Annotated in this window: 12 protein-coding genes and 8 tRNA genes; 19 read left to right on the forward strand and 1 reads right to left on the reverse strand. The window is 66.6% G+C overall.

Going from position 1 to position 15,867, the window contains the following annotated elements; genetic code table 11:
• Positions 1-98 precede the first annotated feature (98 nt).
• On the reverse strand, positions 99-476 hold the full coding sequence (locus ACFPFG_RS28870; protein ID WP_063325854.1) for an ArsC family reductase: 378 nt from the start codon (positions 474-476) through the stop codon (positions 99-101).
• Between the two features lie 79 nt (positions 477-555).
• Here ACFPFG_RS28870 and folC point away from each other — a divergent pair, with 79 nt between their 5' ends.
• The 19 genes from folC to ACFPFG_RS28965 all read left to right on the forward strand — a co-directional run bounded on the left by folC (position 556) and on the right by ACFPFG_RS28965 (position 15,831).
• Complete coding sequence (folC, locus tag ACFPFG_RS28875; protein ID WP_013801586.1) at positions 556-1,878, forward strand: bifunctional tetrahydrofolate synthase/dihydrofolate synthase; 1,323 nt, start codon at positions 556-558, stop codon at positions 1,876-1,878.
• Positions 1,879-1,948: 70 nt separating this feature from the next.
• On the forward strand, positions 1,949-2,884 hold the full coding sequence (locus ACFPFG_RS28880; RefSeq protein ID WP_183021654.1) for an SPOR domain-containing protein: 936 nt from the start codon (positions 1,949-1,951) through the stop codon (positions 2,882-2,884).
• 49 nt (positions 2,885-2,933) lie between these two features.
• A complete protein-coding gene (locus ACFPFG_RS28885) occupies positions 2,934-3,425 on the forward strand; it encodes a CvpA family protein (RefSeq protein ID WP_012206569.1) in 492 nt (163 codons plus the stop codon).
• 133 nt (positions 3,426-3,558) lie between these two features.
• Entirely contained in the window at positions 3,559-5,067 is a 1,509-nt protein-coding gene (gene purF / locus ACFPFG_RS28890; RefSeq protein ID WP_034395856.1) for an amidophosphoribosyltransferase, read from the forward strand.
• A 207-nt stretch (positions 5,068-5,274) separates the two neighbouring features.
• Positions 5,275-6,489, forward strand: a complete 1,215-nt coding sequence (locus ACFPFG_RS28895; RefSeq protein WP_183021653.1) for an O-succinylhomoserine sulfhydrylase — start codon at positions 5,275-5,277, stop codon at positions 6,487-6,489.
• Positions 6,486-7,892, forward strand: coding sequence for a glutamate--tRNA ligase (gltX, locus tag ACFPFG_RS28900; RefSeq protein WP_197955792.1), 1,407 nt, complete (start codon positions 6,486-6,488; stop codon positions 7,890-7,892). Before ACFPFG_RS28895 ends, gltX begins: the two co-directional genes overlap by 4 nt.
• 70 nt (positions 7,893-7,962) lie before the next feature.
• Positions 7,963-8,038: transfer RNA gene (locus tag ACFPFG_RS28905), tRNA-Ala, on the forward strand.
• A gap of 38 nt (positions 8,039-8,076) precedes the next feature.
• Positions 8,077-8,152: transfer RNA gene (locus tag ACFPFG_RS28910), tRNA-Glu, on the forward strand.
• A gap of 44 nt (positions 8,153-8,196) precedes the next feature.
• Positions 8,197-8,273, forward strand: a tRNA-Asp gene (locus tag ACFPFG_RS28915).
• Between the two features lie 81 nt (positions 8,274-8,354).
• Positions 8,355-8,430: transfer RNA gene (locus ACFPFG_RS28920), tRNA-Glu, on the forward strand.
• A 44-nt stretch (positions 8,431-8,474) separates the two neighbouring features.
• A tRNA-Asp gene (locus tag ACFPFG_RS28925) sits at positions 8,475-8,551 on the forward strand.
• Between the two features lie 13 nt (positions 8,552-8,564).
• A tRNA-Ala gene (locus tag ACFPFG_RS28930) sits at positions 8,565-8,640 on the forward strand.
• Positions 8,641-8,676: 36 nt separating this feature from the next.
• Positions 8,677-8,752: transfer RNA gene (locus ACFPFG_RS28935), tRNA-Glu, on the forward strand.
• Positions 8,753-8,796: 44 nt separating this feature from the next.
• Positions 8,797-8,873: transfer RNA gene (locus ACFPFG_RS28940), tRNA-Asp, on the forward strand.
• Positions 8,874-9,157: 284 nt separating this feature from the next.
• The gene (locus ACFPFG_RS28945; RefSeq protein WP_224986538.1) at positions 9,158-9,526 is read left to right on the forward strand and encodes a hypothetical protein; all 369 of its coding nucleotides are present in this window, start codon (positions 9,158-9,160) and stop codon (positions 9,524-9,526) included.
• Between the two features lie 235 nt (positions 9,527-9,761).
• Complete coding sequence (locus tag ACFPFG_RS28950) at positions 9,762-11,126, forward strand: TolC family protein (protein ID WP_183021651.1); 1,365 nt, start codon at positions 9,762-9,764, stop codon at positions 11,124-11,126.
• 41 nt (positions 11,127-11,167) lie between these two features.
• Positions 11,168-12,385, forward strand: coding sequence for an efflux RND transporter periplasmic adaptor subunit (locus ACFPFG_RS28955; protein ID WP_183021650.1), 1,218 nt, complete (start codon positions 11,168-11,170; stop codon positions 12,383-12,385).
• Positions 12,386-12,389: 4 nt separating this feature from the next.
• Complete coding sequence (locus ACFPFG_RS28960) at positions 12,390-15,479, forward strand: efflux RND transporter permease subunit (protein WP_183021649.1); 3,090 nt, start codon at positions 12,390-12,392, stop codon at positions 15,477-15,479.
• Between the two features lie 16 nt (positions 15,480-15,495).
• A complete protein-coding gene (locus ACFPFG_RS28965; protein WP_183021648.1) occupies positions 15,496-15,831 on the forward strand; it encodes a P-II family nitrogen regulator in 336 nt (111 codons plus the stop codon).
• Positions 15,832-15,867 lie beyond the last annotated feature (36 nt).

The following is a 15,867-nucleotide window of genomic DNA, read 5'->3' on the forward strand; positions in this document are numbered from 1 at the left end:
TCCTGCCAGGCTCCATGCAAGTGTATTCCTCGGGCCCGAAAAGCAGTTTGCGGCCGCGTAAATCCACGTAATAAGCTGTTCCAGGCCTGACGGCAGAGTCAGCGCTTGCCCTCGTGGGCCAGCTCTGCCCAGGTATCGGGCGCAAAACCCACGGTGATGCGTCCCTGCGGCCATTGGACGACCGGGCGCTTGATGACGCTGGGCTGCTGCTGCATGAGGGCTGCGGCACCGGCCGCATCCTGGGCGCCGGCCTGGGTGTCGGCGTCGAGCTTGCGCCAGGTCGTGCCCTGGCGGTTGAGCAGCTTTTCCCAGCCCACGGCCTGCATCCAGGCAGGCAGTTGCGCGGCAGGGACGCCCTGTTTCTTGAAGTCGTGGAATTCGTAGGCGATGCCCTGGTCGGCAAGCCAGGCGCGGGCCTTCTTGACGGTGTCGCAGTTGGGAATGCCGTAGAGCGTCACAGTGTTTGAGGTGGTCATGATTGGTTGCAGTTGCCGCAGTCCGCGGATGGCGAGGACCCCATAAGGACACTGTCCCTGGGTAACAATAGCGCGCAGTATGCACACCTCATTTCCCACATTGGATGCATGGCTCGCATATTGCGAGCGCCTGCACCCCAAGAATATCGCGCTGGGCCTGGATCGCGTGCGCGAAGTCGCCCAGCGCCTGGACCTGCGTTTCGACTGCCCCGTGATCACGGTGGCGGGCACCAATGGCAAGGGCTCGACTTGCGCCATGCTGGAGGCCGTGGCGCTGCAGTCGGGCTTTCGTCCCGGCGTCTATACATCGCCGCATCTGGTGCATTTCGAGGAGCGCTGCCGCGTGGGCGGCGAGATCGTGAAGGCCGCCGAGCTGCTGCCGCAGTTCGAGGCCGTGGAGCAGGCGCGCGTGCAGGGCACGGAGGTGGCGCTCACCTATTTCGAATTCACCACGCTGGCCATCCTGCGGCTGATGAGCCAGTCCAGGCTGGATGTGGCGATTCTCGAGGTAGGCCTGGGCGGGAGGCTGGATGCCACCAATGTGATCGACGCCGATTGCGCCGTCATCACCAGCATCGATATCGACCATGTGGAGTTCCTGGGCCCGGACCGCGAGAGCATAGGCCGCGAGAAGGCCGGCATCATGCGCGCCGGCCGGCCGGTGGTGGTCAGCGATCCCATGCCGCCGCAAAGCGTGCTGGACCATGCACAGGCCATTGGCGCCGATCTCTGGCGCCTGGGCCAGGACTTCAACTTCTCGGGCGACAAGCAGCAGTGGGGCTGGGCCGGACGCGGGCGGCGCTATGCGGGCCTGGCCTATCCGGCGCTGCGCGGCGCCAACCAGCTGGTCAATGCATCGGGTGCGCTGGCCGCGCTCGAAGCCATTCGCAGCCGCCTTCCGGTCACGGCCCAGGCCGTGCGCACGGGGCTGGCCATGGTCGAGCTGCCGGGGCGCTTCCAGATCATTCCGGGCCAGCCCACGCTGGTGCTGGACGTGGCGCACAACCCGCATTCGGTGGCGGCGCTGACGGCCAACCTCGACGCCATGGGCTACTTTCCCTGCACGCATGCGGTGTTCGGCGCCATGCACGACAAGGACCTGGCGCCCATGCTGGGCAGGATCGCCCCGCTGATCGACCGCTGGTACCTGACCGACCTGCCCACGCCGCGCGCCGAAAGCGCCGAAGTGCTGCGTCAGAAGATCGAAGCCCTGCCGCCCGCACCCGGCGTGCCCCGCGAGCTGTCGGTGGCCACCTTCGCAAACCCGCAGCTGGCGCTGGATGCAGCGGTTCTGGCAGCAGGTCCCACTGATAGAATCGTGGTCTTTGGCTCGTTCTTCACGGTGGGCGGCGTGCTGCAGGACGGCCCGCCCCGGCTGAACGCCAAGCATCTGGGCACCTGAATCCAGTGATCCGCACTGCAAGCGGCCATCGTGGCCGCTGTGGTGGCCGATCTGAACGAGTCCGCACTCCATGGCATTTTTCAATTTTCGTTGGCCCGGCAAAAAAGACGACGGTGATTCGTCGTCCGCATCGAGGCGGCCCACACGGCTGGGACAGGCGGAAAGCGTCGATGTCATGCGCCGCCGGGCGCGCCACCGCCTCATTGGCGCTGCCGTGCTGGTCCTGGCGGGCGTGGTGGGTTTCCCCCTGCTGTTCGATACCCAGCCGCGTCCGATTCCCGTAGACATCCCCATCGAGATTCCTGACCGCGACAAGGTTGCGCCCCTGGTCGTGCCCGGCGCCAATGCCGTGGACGCCCATTCGCATGGCGCGGCTGCGCCGACGGGCCGCGTGTCGGCCCAGGCCTCGCTGGGTGCCGATGAGGAAGAGGTTCCCATGGGCAGGCCTTCGGCGCCGTCCGTGCCGTCCGTGCCTGTGGCGCCTCCCGTTTCCCAGGTGGCTCCGGTCAAGCCTGAAGCGAAGCCCGAGGCAAAGCCGGAGCCCAAGCCCGCCGCCAAGCCTGAGACCAAACCCGAGCCCAAGCCGGAACCCAAGCCCAGGCCGGAGCAGCCGAAGCCCGAACACAAGCCGGAGCCCAAGCCCGAACCGAAGCCGGATCCCAAGCCAAAGCCCGAACCCAAGCCCGAGCCGTCCAGGAGCGATGATGCCGCGCGTGCCCGGGCCCTGCTGGAAGGACGCAGCGCGCCCGCCGCTTCAACGGCGGCCGCGGCGACGGACGAACGCTTCATCGTGCAGGTCGGTGCCTTCTCCGACGCCGGCAAGGCCCAGGAAATCCGCGCCAAGCTGGAGCTGGCGGGCCTGAAGACATTCACACAGGTGGTGGACACCAAGGACGGCAAGCGCACGCGGGTGCGTGTGGGCCCGTTCAACGGCCGGGCCGAAGCCGACAAGGCGGCGGCGCGCGTCAAGGGCCAGGGCCTGCCGGCGTCGGTGCTCAAGCTCTGACGCGGTGACGTACATCTTGCAAAGCGGCACGGGCGCACAGAAATAGCGTATGTCCACGGTGGACTGGGTTTTGCTGGCCTGCGTGCTGGCCTCGATGCTGCTTGGCGCCTGGCGCGGGCTGGTGTACGAGGTGCTGTCTCTGCTGGGCTGGCTGGTGGCCTTTGTCGTGGCTCGCATCTGGGCGGCCGACGTGGCGCTGTGGCTGCCCATGCAGGACTGGGACATGCAGCTGCGCTACGCCGCAGGCTTTGTGCTGTTGTTCGTGCTGGCGCTGTTCGGCTGGGGCCTGGTGTCCTGGCTGTCTCGCCGGCTGATCGAGGCGGTGGGCCTGAGGCCCGTGGACCGCACGCTGGGCGCGCTGTTCGGCGTGCTGCGCGGGGCGCTGCTGGCCCTGGTGGCAACGATGGTGATCAGCTACACGCCGCTGCACCAGGGGCAGTGGTGGCAGGATTCAGCCCTGGCGCCATGGCTGATGCAGGCGCTGGCTGTGGTTTTGCCACAGCTGCCGCAGGAATGGGGACGCTATCTGCCGGCTGCATGACAAGGCGCTGCAGCGCAGGAGTCGGCCGGCAGAAACAGTTTGGATAGAGCAATCGGGCGCAGGCGTGGCCAATGGGTGGCTGCTACGGCCCAGACAGCGAAGGGCGACCTTCGCAAACGGATGGAACGCAACTATGTGTGGAATCGTTGGTGTAGTCAGCACCGCGCCCGTGAATCAACTGATCTATGACGCCCTGCTGCTGCTGCAGCACCGTGGCCAGGATGCCGCAGGCATCGTGACCCAGCAGGAGCGCAAGTTCTTCATGCACAAGGCCAAGGGCATGGTGCGCGACGTGTTCCGCACCCGCAACATGCGTGCCCTGCCGGGCACGGTGGGCCTGGGCCAGGTGCGCTACCCGACGGCCGGCAACGCGACCAGCGAGGAAGAGGCCCAGCCCTTCTACGTGAACGCGCCCTTCGGCATCGTCATGGTGCACAACGGCAACCTCACCAATGCCAAGCAACTGCGCGAGGAGCTGTCGGACACCGACCACCGCCACACCAACACCGAGAGCGACTCCGAAGTCCTGCTCAACGTGCTGGCCCACGAGCTGGCCCGCGCCAGCAGTGGCGCGCCGCTCAAGAGCGAAGACGTGTTCCAGGCCGTCAGCGCCGTGCACAAGCGCATCAAGGGTTCGTATGCGGTGATCGCGCTGATCGCCGGCTACGGCCTGCTGGCCTTCCGCGACCCGTTCGGCATCCGCCCCCTGTGCATGGGCCGCGGCGCCGACGGCTCGGTGATGCTGGCCAGCGAGTCCGTGGCCCTGGAAGGCACGCTGCACCAGCTCGAGCGCGATGTCGCCCCGGGCGAGGCCGTGTTCGTGCACAGCGACGGCCAGGTCGAAACCCGCCAGTGCGCTGAAAAGAGCGAGCTGCACCCCTGCGTGTTCGAGTACGTGTACCTGGCCCGCCCGGACTCCGTGCTGGATGGCATCTCCGTCTACCAGGCCCGCCTGAACATGGGCGAGACGCTGGCCAAGCGCGTGGTCTCCACCGTGCCGCCCAACGAAATCGACGCCATCATCCCGATTCCCGAATCCAGCCGCCCCAGCGCCATGCAGCTGGCCCAGCTGCTGGGCATTCCGTACCGCGAAGGCTTCGTCAAGAACCGCTACGTGGGCCGGACCTTCATCATGCCGGGCCAGTCCTCGCGCAAGAAATCGGTGCGCCAGAAGCTCAACGCCATCGGCAGCGAGTTCAAGGGCCGCAAGGTGCTGCTGGTGGATGACTCCATCGTGCGCGGCACCACCTCCAAGGAAATCGTGCAGATGGCGCGTGATGCCGGTGCCGTCAAGGTCTACCTGGCCTCGGCAGCGCCTCCGGTGCGCCATCCCAACGTCTACGGCATCGACATGCCCACGCGCGCCGAACTGGTGGCGCATGGCCGCACGGTCGAGGAAATCCGCCAGGTCATCGGTGCCGACGCGCTGATCTACCAGGACGTGGCCGCCATGAAGCAGACCGTGGGCAAGATCAACCCGCAGGTGCAGGGCTTCGAGGCCTCGTGCTTCGATGGCGTCTACATCACGGGCGACATCTCCGAGGACGAAGTCACGGCACTCAACGAAGGCCGCAACCGCGGCGGCGAGGAAGAGTCCAGCGACGCCTCGCGCCTGTCCCTGCCCAACGCCCAGGAAGCCTGAGCCCGAGTCCAAGCGATCGGGCTTCAGTGACAATACGGGGGCGGGCCTGAGGCCCGCCCTTTTTTGACAAATGAGCTAAAAGCGCTGGTGCTGGAGGACTGCAGGCTGCAACGCCCCGGCAGTCCCCAGGTGACAAGTGTTTCTAGCTCCTTTTTTCCGGGCACCGCCGCCATCGGCGGGCCGCGCCCGACCCCAAGGACCATCAACGTGACGAACAAGACACTTCCCGAAGGCCTGCATCCCGATACGCTGGCCCTGCGCGTGGCCGTGGAACGAAGCCAGTGGGGCGAGCACAGCGAAGCCCTGTACATGACCAGCAGCTTCGTGCAGCCCGACTGCGCAACGGCAGCGCGCCGCTTTGCCAACGAAGAGCCCGGCTACACCTACAGCCGCACCTCCAACCCCACGGTGACCAGCTTCGAGCAGCGCCTGGCCGCCATGGAGGGCACGGAATGCGCTGTGGCCACGTCCACCGGCATGTCGGCCATCTTGCTGGTGGCGCTGACCACGCTCAAGGCGGGCGACCATGTGATCTGCTCGCAGTCCATGTTCGGCTCCACCATCAAGCTGCTGGGCGGCGAGATGGCGCGCTTCGGCATCGAGACCAGCTTTGTCTCGCAGACCGATGCGCAGGCCTGGAAGGCCGCCATCCGTCCCAATACGCGATTGCTGTTCGCCGAGACGCCGACCAACCCGCTGACCGACCTGTGCGACATCGCCGCGCTGGCCGAACTGGCGCACGCCCATGGCGCGCTGCTGGCGGTGGACAACAGCTTTGCCTCGCCCGCGCTGCAGCGGCCCGCGCAGTTCGGTGCCGACCTGGTCGTGCACTCCGGCACCAAGCTGCTGGACGGCCAGGGCCGCGTCATGTCGGGCGCGGTCTGCGGCACGACGGCGCTGGTGGACAAGGTCATGGGCACCTTCCTGCGCAGCGGCGGCCTGAACCTGGCGCCGTTCAACGCCTGGGTGGTGCTCAAGGGCCTGGAGACGCTGTCCCTGCGCGTCAAGGCGCAAAGCGCCGCCGCGCTGGAGCTGGCCACCTGGCTGGAGGCCCATCCCAAGGTCGCCCGTGTCTACTACCCGGGCCTGGCCAGCCACCCGCAGCACGAGCTGGCCATGCGCCAGCAAAACGGCATGGGCGGCGGCGTGCTGTCCTTCGACGTGGTGGGCGAGGGCGCCGAACAGCTGCGCGCCAACGCCTTCCATGTGGCCGACAGCACCCTGGTGTGCTCGATCACGGCCAACCTGGGCGACGTCAAGACCACCATCACCCACCCGGCCAGCACCTCGCATGGCCGCCTGAGCGAAGAGCAGCGCCGCGTCGCCGGCATCGGCCAGGGCCTGCTGCGCATCTCCGTCGGACTGGAATACCTGGGCGACATCAAGAACGATCTGTCCCGCGGACTGGATACCCTGCAATGACACAAAAAGTACGAACCCGTTTTGCCCCGTCTCCCACGGGCTTCATCCACCTGGGCAACATCCGCTCGGCCCTGTATCCCTGGGCCTTCGCGCGCGCCACGGGTGGTGATTTCATCCTGCGCATCGAGGACACCGACGTGGAGCGTTCCACCCAGGCCTCGGTGGACGTGATCATCGAAGGCATGGCCTGGCTGCAGCTGGACCATGACGAAGGTCCGTTCTATCAGATGCAGCGCATGGACCGCTACAAGGAGGTGCTGGCCGGCCTGCAGGCTTCGGGCCATGTCTACCCCTGCTACATGAGCGTGGAAGAACTCGACGCCCTGCGCGAGCGCCAGATGGCCAACAAGGAAAAGCCGCGCTACGACGGCACCTGGCGCCCTGAAGAAGGCAAGGTGCTGCCGCCCGTGCCCGAAGGCGTGCGCCCCGTGCTGCGCTTCAAGACGCCGCAGGGCGGCGTCGTGGCCTGGGAAGACAAGTGCAAGGGCCGCATCGAGTTCCAGAACAGCGAACTCGATGACCTGGTGATCGCGCGCCCCGATGGCACGCCCACCTACAACTTCTGCGTCTGCGTGGACGATATGGACATGGCCATCACCCATGTCATCCGTGGCGACGACCACGTCAACAACACGCCGCGCCAGATCCACATCTTCGAGGCGCTGGGCGCCAGCGTGCCTGTGTTCGCCCACCTGCCCACCGTGCTCAACGAGCAGGGCGAGAAGATGAGCAAGCGCAACGGCGCCAAGGCCGTCACCCAATACCGCGACGAAGGCTATCTGCCCGACGCCATGGTCAACTACCTGGCCCGCCTGGGCTGGAGCCACGGCGACGACGAAATCTTCAGCCGCGCCCAGTTCCTGGAGTGGTTCAACCTGGACCACCTGGGTCGCAGCGCAGGCCAATTCGACGAGGCCAAGCTGCGCTGGGTCAACGCCCAGCACCTGAAGGCCCTGGACGACGCGGCCCTGGCCGATCTGGTGCGCCCCTTCGTGCTCAAGACCGGCCTGGACCAGGCCCTGCTCGACGCAGACGACCGCCTGCCGCGCATCTGCGCCCTGTTCAAGGACCGCTGTGAAACCCTGGTCGATCTGGCCGGCTGGGTGCGCCTGTTCTATGTGGACGCCTTCGACCGCAACGCCGAAGACCTGGCCAAGCACGTGACCGACGCCGTGGCGCCCGCCCTGGATGCGTTCGCCGAAGGCATCGCCTCGGTGGAGTGGAGCAAGGAAGCCATTGCAGCCCTGATCAAGGAAGTGCTCAAGGCCCAGGGCCTGAAGATGCCGCAACTGGCCATGCCGGTGCGCGTGCTGACGCTGGGCACGGCGCACACGCCTTCGGTGGACGCGGTGCTGGAGCTGCTGGGTCGTGAAAAAATTCTGGCCCGTTTGAAAAACCGCTGAAAACCTGTCTATAATTCGAGTCTCTGATGCAAATGCAGCAACTAACAAGAAGCAGCGATTGCAGCATGAAGGGGGTATAGCTCAGCTGGGAGAGCGCTTGCATGGCATGCAAGAGGTCATCGGTTCGATCCCGTTTACCTCCACCAAAATTTGAGACTTGAGTATTTACGCAAGTTCTAGGATTGACCCTATCGTCTAGAGGCCTAGGACATCACCCTTTCACGGTGAGTACCGGGGTTCGAATCCCCGTAGGGTCGCCAAGTTTGCAGCACTTGGCTCGAAAGAGCGCAAAAGCTGTCTGCCAGGAGTGGTAGTTCAGTTGGTTAGAATACCGGCCTGTCACGCCGGGGGTCGCGGGTTCGAGTCCCGTCCACTCCGCCAAAATTTGTCGCTTGGTATGTAAGCGCCTTTGAAACACGAAGGCGCTTTTTTATCGGCACATGTTTGTGTATCACAGGCTTTGACCCTATCGTCTAGAGGCCTAGGACATCACCCTTTCACGGTGAGTACCGGGGTTCGAATCCCCGTAGGGTCGCCAAGTTTGCAGCACTTGGCTCGAAAGAGCGCAAAAGCAGCCTGCCAGGAGTGGTAGTTCAGTTGGTTAGAATACCGGCCTGTCACGCCGGGGGTCGCGGGTTCGAGTCCCGTCCACTCCGCCAGTATCGGATTTTTGGGGGTATAGCTCAGCTGGGAGAGCGCTTGCATGGCATGCAAGAGGTCATCGGTTCGATCCCGTTTACCTCCACCAAAATTGAGACTTGAGTTTTACGCAAGTTCTAGGATTGACCCTATCGTCTAGAGGCCTAGGACATCACCCTTTCACGGTGAGTACCGGGGTTCGAATCCCCGTAGGGTCGCCAAGTTTGCAGCACTTGGCTCGAAAGAGCGCAAAAGCAGCCTGCCAGGAGTGGTAGTTCAGTTGGTTAGAATACCGGCCTGTCACGCCGGGGGTCGCGGGTTCGAGTCCCGTCCACTCCGCCAGATTACCTGTGCAAGCCCCCGGCATGCGCAGACAAGAAGCCACCGCAAGGTGGCTTTTTCGTTTCTGCCGCGCGCAGCTCGCCTGCATGGCTGCCTCGCGTGGTGGCGGGCAAGCCTGCGTGAAAAGCGGGCTTTGCCACAGGTTTTTTAAGGGCAAACCCGGAACTTTGCCTCAACATTCGTAACAATAGATGGTGTCCCGATCATGGGGCATTCACTTTCACTGCTCCCCGCCTTCTTCCTGCCCCATGCGCCTTGCGCCATCGTTCCTGTTTTCCTTGCTGATGCTGTTGTCCATCTTCTGTGGACAGGTGGCGGCGTCGGCATCGTCCGATGGACTGGAAAGCGACGGCTTGCTGGCACATCACCCCATCGTGACCATCGATGAGGAATTCCTGGAAGAGCTCGCGGAAGTCGAGGAAGACGACGAGACGGAGTTTGCCGAGCTGACGGCACACGGCGGCAACACCCGCCAGCTGTTGGCCCTGCTGGCCTGTGGCGAGGACCGTTCCGCCGAGATGTACTGGCCGCCCGAGCCCATCGCCGTGCAGGTGGTGTCGCTGTGGGCCCCGCCTTCGACCTATTCCCAGGCGCACCTGTCGCCCGCTCCGGGCCAGCTGCTGCGCCCTCCAAGACCTTCCCTGCTCGGCTGACCGCATATTGCGGCGCAGGCATGCCCTGCGCCCCTTGTGCCCCTTGCGCCCCTTGTCGGCTGACGCATCCCACTGCCTGATCACTGCCCGTGCGCGCCTTGCTGGCGTGCGTGCCATGCCGTCGTCCGCGCGCTGACTGCGCACGGCCCGGCCATGCCCGTTCCCGCGTTGTCCGCAGGGGAGGGCCCATCTCTTACTCAACCCCTCGACTGTCGTTTCGCGGCAGATGCATGCCATGGTGAATCCAACGGTATTGGCGGGAATGGCCCCCGCTCGTTTTCCATCCTTTTCGCGCAAGGCCTTGCAAGGCGCGATCTGCAGCCTGTTGCTGGGCTGGGGGGCCGGTGTCTCGGCCCAGGCCATGCCGGCCGGGTCGGCGCCCAAGGCTGCCGCAGCGCTTGCCGCCCCGGCTTCCGCCAGCGCACAGCGCTTGCCCCAGCTGAGCCTGAACGAAGTCGTTCGCGCCGTGCTGGACCACAACCCCGACCTGCGTGCAGTCGAGCAATCGCGGACCACGGCGCGCGCAGGCGTGGTCAGCGCCTCGGCGCTGCCCAATCCCAAGCTTGAATGGAACCAGGGCCGCAACAGCGCCCGCGTGCCCGGCGCGGCGGCCGGCACGGTGCAGGGCTGGGCCGTGGCGTTGCCCATCGAGAACCCCGCCGTGCGCGGTGCGCGCGTGGAGGCCGCCAGGGCAGGCGAGCAGGGCTCGGTGCACTTCGTGGCGACCACGCGCAACGCGCTCGTGGCCCAGGCGCGGCTGCGTGCCTACGAGATGGTGCTGCGCGAGGCGGAGGTCGAGGCCGCCAAGGAGGCGGTGCGCCTTCTGGAGCAGGTCCATGAACGTGTCCGTGTCCGCGTGGACAGCGGTGAGGCGGCACGCTACGAAATCATCAAGGCCGATGCCGAAATCATCCAGGCGCGCCAGCAGGAGCAGACCGCGCGGTTGCGCGCCGAGCAGGCGCAGCTGTCGCTGGGCCGCCTGGCTGCAGGCCAGCTGCCCTTGCGCTTCGGGCTGGATGTGTCGCTGGAGGACCCGTTGCGCATCGAGGACATGGGCGAGATCGATCCCATGGAGCATCCCGAGCTGCGCCAGCTCAAGGCGGAGGTCGAGCGTGCCCAGGCGCGCCTTGATGGGGCCAAGGCCTCGCGCTGGCCGGGCGTGGAGCTGCGCTACGGCCAGACGCGCGAGCCCGACGTGCGCCTGAACACGGTGGGCGTGAGCATCCAGATCCCCTTGCTCGACCAGCACCGCGGCCCCATCGACGAGGCCGCCTCCGAGCTGGAGCGCGCGCGTCTTCAGCTGGAAGGCCGGCAGATCGAACTGCGCCAGCAGACGCTGCAGGCCTGGAAGGAGCTGGAGATGGCACGCCTGCGTACCCAGGCGCTGAGCCAGGGCTCGGTGCGCGAGGCCGAGTCGGCCCTGCGCGTGGCCGAGGCCGCCTACCGCTTCGGCGAGCGCGGCATTCTCGATGTGCTGGACGCGCAGCGCGTGCTGCGCTCCATCCGTGCAGACCTGCTCGATGCGCGCTACCAGCTGCAGGCCGCGCGCATACAGCTCGAATACCTGGCGGGCCGCTACGACGATCCGTCCGCGCTGTGAAGCGCGCCGTCCCTGCCTCACCCCCGAAATCAGAAACGAACATGTCCTTGAATATGCATTCGCAACCCGTCGCCGCCCGCTCGGGCCGCAGCACCCTGGTGAATTCGCTGGCCCTGGCCGGCCTGCTGGCCGCAAGCCTGGCGCTGAGCGCCTGCGGCAAGAACGAAGAGGCCGCCGCCAAGGCGGTGCCAGCGGCTGCTGCCGACCAGGAGCAGGACCCGATGGAGGTCCGCGTCACCGCCGAGATGGCGCCCAATTTCGCCGTCAAGCCCGTCGCCCAGGCGCAGATCGCCCTGCTGCAGGAAGTGTCCGGCCGCATCGAGGCCAATGAGCGCCAGGTGACGCGCATCGGCGCTGCGGCCACGGGCCGCGTGACCGAAGTGTTGGTCGAAGTGGGCGACCGCGTGCGCGCAGGCCAGGTGCTGGCCCGCGTGGCAAGCCCCGAGCTGACCACGGCCCAGCTTGCCTATCTGCGTGCCCACGCGGCGGCCACGCTGGCCGAGCGCGGCGTGGAGCGCGCGCGCCAGCTGATCGCGGCCGACGTCATCGGCTCGGCCGAGCTGCAGCGTCGCGAGTCCGAGCTGTCGATTGCCCGGGCCGAGCAGCGCGCTGCCGGCGACCAGTTGCGCCTGATCGGCATTCCCGACAGCGCCATCGCCCAGCTGCGCGACAAGGGCACGCTGCAGTCGCATGCGGCCGTGCTGTCCACAGGGGCCGGCGTGGTGATCGAGCGCAAGCTCAGCTCCGGCCAGGTGACCCAGCCCGGCGATCCGCTGTTCACCGTGGCCGACCTGAGCAGCGTCTGGGTGGTGGGCGCGATTCCCGAACAGATGGCCAGCGGCGTGCGCGCCGGCCAGGCCGTGGAGATTGCCGTGCCTGCCCTGGGCGAGCGCGTGCTGTCCGGCCAGATCGTGCATGTGGGCGACACCGTGACGCCCGAGACCCGCACCGTCACCATCCGTACCCAGGTGGACAACACCGAGCGCGACCTCAAGCCCCAGATGCTGGCCACCATGCGCATCCAGGGCGAGGTGCGCCAGCTGCTGGCCGTGCCGGCCGAGGCCGTGGTGCGCGAGAACGACCGCGACCATGTCTTCGTCAAGAAGGGCGAGAACCACTACCGCCTCACGCCCGTCGAGCTGGGCACCGCCAGCGGCGGCATGCGCCCCGTGAACAAGGGCGTGGCCGATGGCACGGTCATCGTCACCACGGGCGCCTTCCACCTGAACAACGAGCGCAAGCGCGCAGAGCTGGAGTAAGCCCATGATCGCTTCCATGATCCGGGCCGCACTGAGCCAGCGACTCATCGTGATCGTGCTCTCGCTGGTGCTGTGCGGCTTTGGCCTGCGCGCCGCCATGAATCTGTCGGTGGATGCCTTTCCTGATGTGACCAACGTCCAGGTCCAGGTGGCCACCGAGGCGCCAGGCCGCTCGCCCGAGGAAATCGAGCGCTTCGTGACCGTGCCGCTGGAAATCGCCATGACCGGCATGCCGGGCCTGGTGGAGATGCGCTCGCTCAACAAGAGCGGCCTGTCCATCATCACCCTGGTCTTCACCGATGCCACCGACGTGTACTTTGCGCGCCAGCTCGTCACCGAGCGGCTGATGGAGGTCACGCCGCGCATGCCCGAAGGCATCATCCCCGTGCTGGGGCCGGTGTCCACGGGCCTGGGCGAGGTCTACCAGTACACGCTGGACCATCCCGACGATGGCAAGCGCGCCCTCACGCCCGAGGAGCTGACCGAGCGCCGCACCATCCAGGACTGGGTGGCGCGCCCGCTGCTGCGCTCCATTCCCGGTGTGGCCGAAATCAATTCGCAGGGCGGCTACGTCAAGCAGTACCAGGTGGAGGTCGACCCCGGCCGGCTGCGCCACTACGGCCTGTCCGTGCGCCATGTGGTCCAGGCCATCGCCGACAACAACGCCAACGCCAGCGGCGGCATCCTGCCCCAGGTGACCGAGCAGTACCTGATCCGCGCCGTGGGCCTGGTCCAGTCGCTGGAGGACATCGGCAACATCGTTCTCAAGCAGGAAGGCGGCGTGCCGGTCTTCGTGCGCGATGTGGCCGAGGTCCAGCTGGGCCAGGAAGTGCGCCAGGGCGCCATCATCAAGGGCGGCTATACCGAAGGCGTCTCCGGCATCGTGCTGATGATGCGCGGCGGCAATGCCAAGGAAGTCGTCACCCGCGTGAAGGAGCGCGTGCAGGAGATCAACTCCAAGGGCATGCTGCCCGGCGGCCTGCAGATCGTTCCCTACTACGACCGTACCGACCTGGTCGACTCGGCGCTGTGGACCGTGGGCAAGGTGCTGATCGAGGGCATCCTGCTCGTGGTCGTGGTGCTTTTCATCTTCCTGGGTGACGTGCGCTCCAGCCTGATCGTGGTGGCCACGCTGATCATCACGCCGCTGACCACCTTCATCATGATGAACCGCTGGGGCATCTCGGCCAACCTCATGTCGCTGGGAGGGCTGGCGATCGCCATCGGCCTGATGGTGGACGCCACCGTGGTGGTGGTGGAGAACGTGTTCCACAAGCTCGGCCAGGCCGGCGACAGCATGGGCGCACGCGTGCGCACCGTGCTCTCGGCCACCACCGAGGTGGCCACGCCCACCATCTTCGGCATCGCCATCATCATCCTGGTGTTCCTGCCGCTGATGACGCTGCAGGGCATCGAAGGCAAAATGTTCGGCCCGCTGGCGCTGACCATCGCGATCTCGCTGGCGGTCTCGCTGGCCGTGTCGCTGTTCCTGTCGCCCGTGCTGTGCTCGTACTTCCTCAAGGGCGGCGCGGACCACGATACGCGCCTGATCGCCTTCCTCAAGCGCCACTACCTGCGCCTGCTGGACCTGGCCACCGCGCGCAACCGCGCCACGCTGGCCGTGGCCGTGGCGCTGCTGCTGGGCTCGCTGGGACTGTTCCCGCTGCTGGGCAAGTCCTTCATGCCCACCATGAAGGAGGGGGCGCTGACGCCGCAGATCAACCGCGTGCCCAGCATCTCGCTGGACGAGTCCATCCGCATGGAAATGGCTGCGATGAAGGCCGTGGCCGAGGTGCCCGGCGTGCTCAGCGTGGTCTCCAAGCTCGGACGCGGCGAATCGCCGGCAGACCCTGCAGGCCCCAACGAGTCCGACCCCATCGTGCTGCTGGACCCCGAGTCCGACCGCACCCAGGACGAGATCGACGAAGACATCCGCCAGCGCCTGTCCTCGATCCCGGGCGTGCAGATCGTGCTGTCCCAGCCGATCTCCGAGCGCGTGGATGAAATGGTCACGGGCGTGCGCTCGCAACTGGCCATCAAGGTCTTCGGCGACGAGCTGGGCGAGCTGCGCGACGTGTCCGAGCAGGTCGCACGCATCCTCAAGAGCGTGCCGGGCAGCACGGACATCCGTGTCGAGCGCCTGTCGGGCCAGCAGGCTCTGACCGTGGATATCGACCGCAAGGCGATCGCCCGCCACGGCCTGAACGTCACCGACGTGCAGGGCGTGATCGAGTCGGCCATCGGCGGCAAGGAAGTGACCACGGTCTACGAGGGCGAGCGCCGCTACAACGTGGTGGTTCGCTTCCCCGAGCCGTTCCGCGGCTCGCCCGCAGCCATCGGCGCCACCTTGCTGACCACGGCCACGGGCGCCCAGGTGCCGCTGAGCAGCGTGGCCCGCATCGAGCTGGTGGACGGCCCCGCGCAGATCAGCCGCGAAGGCGGCAAGCGCCGCGTGGTGGTGGGAGCCAACGTGGAAGGGCGCGACCTGGGCGGCTTCGTGACCGAAGTGCAGCAGCGCATCGACAGGGAAGTGCAGTTGCCCGACGGCTACTACTTCAAGTACGGCGGCCAGTTCGAGAACATGGAGCGCGCCATGGGCACGCTGCAGGTCATCGTGCCGCTGACCATCGTGGCCATCTTCTTCCTGCTGTTCCTGCTGTTCAACTCGGTCAAGCTGGCCGGGCTGATCATCCTGGTGCTGCCCTTCGCCTCCATCGGCGGCCTGCTGGGCCTGTTCGTGACGGGTGAATACGTGAGCGTGCCGGCATCGGTGGGCTTCATCGCGCTGTGGGGCATTGCGGTGCTCAACGGCGTGGTGCTGGTCACCTGCATCCGCAAGCTGCGAGAGGATGGAATGGACGTGGCCGAGGCCGTGCGCGAAGGCTGTGTGCAGCGCTTCCGCCCCGTGATGATGACGGCCACCGTCGCGCTGCTGGGCCTGGTGCCCTTCCTGTTCGCCACCGGCCCCGGCTCGGAGGTGCAACGCCCGCTGGCCATCGTCGTGATCGGTGGCCTGATCTCGTCCACCCTGCTCACGCTGGTGGTGCTGCCGACCCTGTACCGCTGGTTTGACGAAAAACCGCTGGAAGCCTGATGAAGGAGACACTGCAATGACCATGAAGGAAATCCGGGCCATCGTGCGCCCCAGCCGCCTGGAGCGCCTGCGCGACGCGCTGCGCGCCATTCCCAACTTCCCCGGCGTGACGCTGTTCCGTGCCGAGGGCTTCACGGCACCGGCCGCCATCGACAAGCGCAGCGTGAAGGAGGAGTTGACCGACTTCTCCGACAAGGTCATGGTCTGCGTGCTGGCCGAGGCCTCCATGGTCGAGCCCATCCGCCAGGCCATCACCACGGCCTGCCATTCGGGCCAGGTCGGCGACGGCCTGGTCTGGGTGGTGGACATCGCCGAGATCCACCGCATACGCGATGGGCAAAGCCTGGCCTGACCCGGGCTTCAGCAGGGCGCCGGAATGCAGGGCGAC

This window comes from Delftia deserti, from assembly GCF_042653485.1.
Taxonomy (GTDB): domain Bacteria; phylum Pseudomonadota; class Gammaproteobacteria; order Burkholderiales; family Burkholderiaceae_C; genus Comamonas; species Comamonas acidovorans.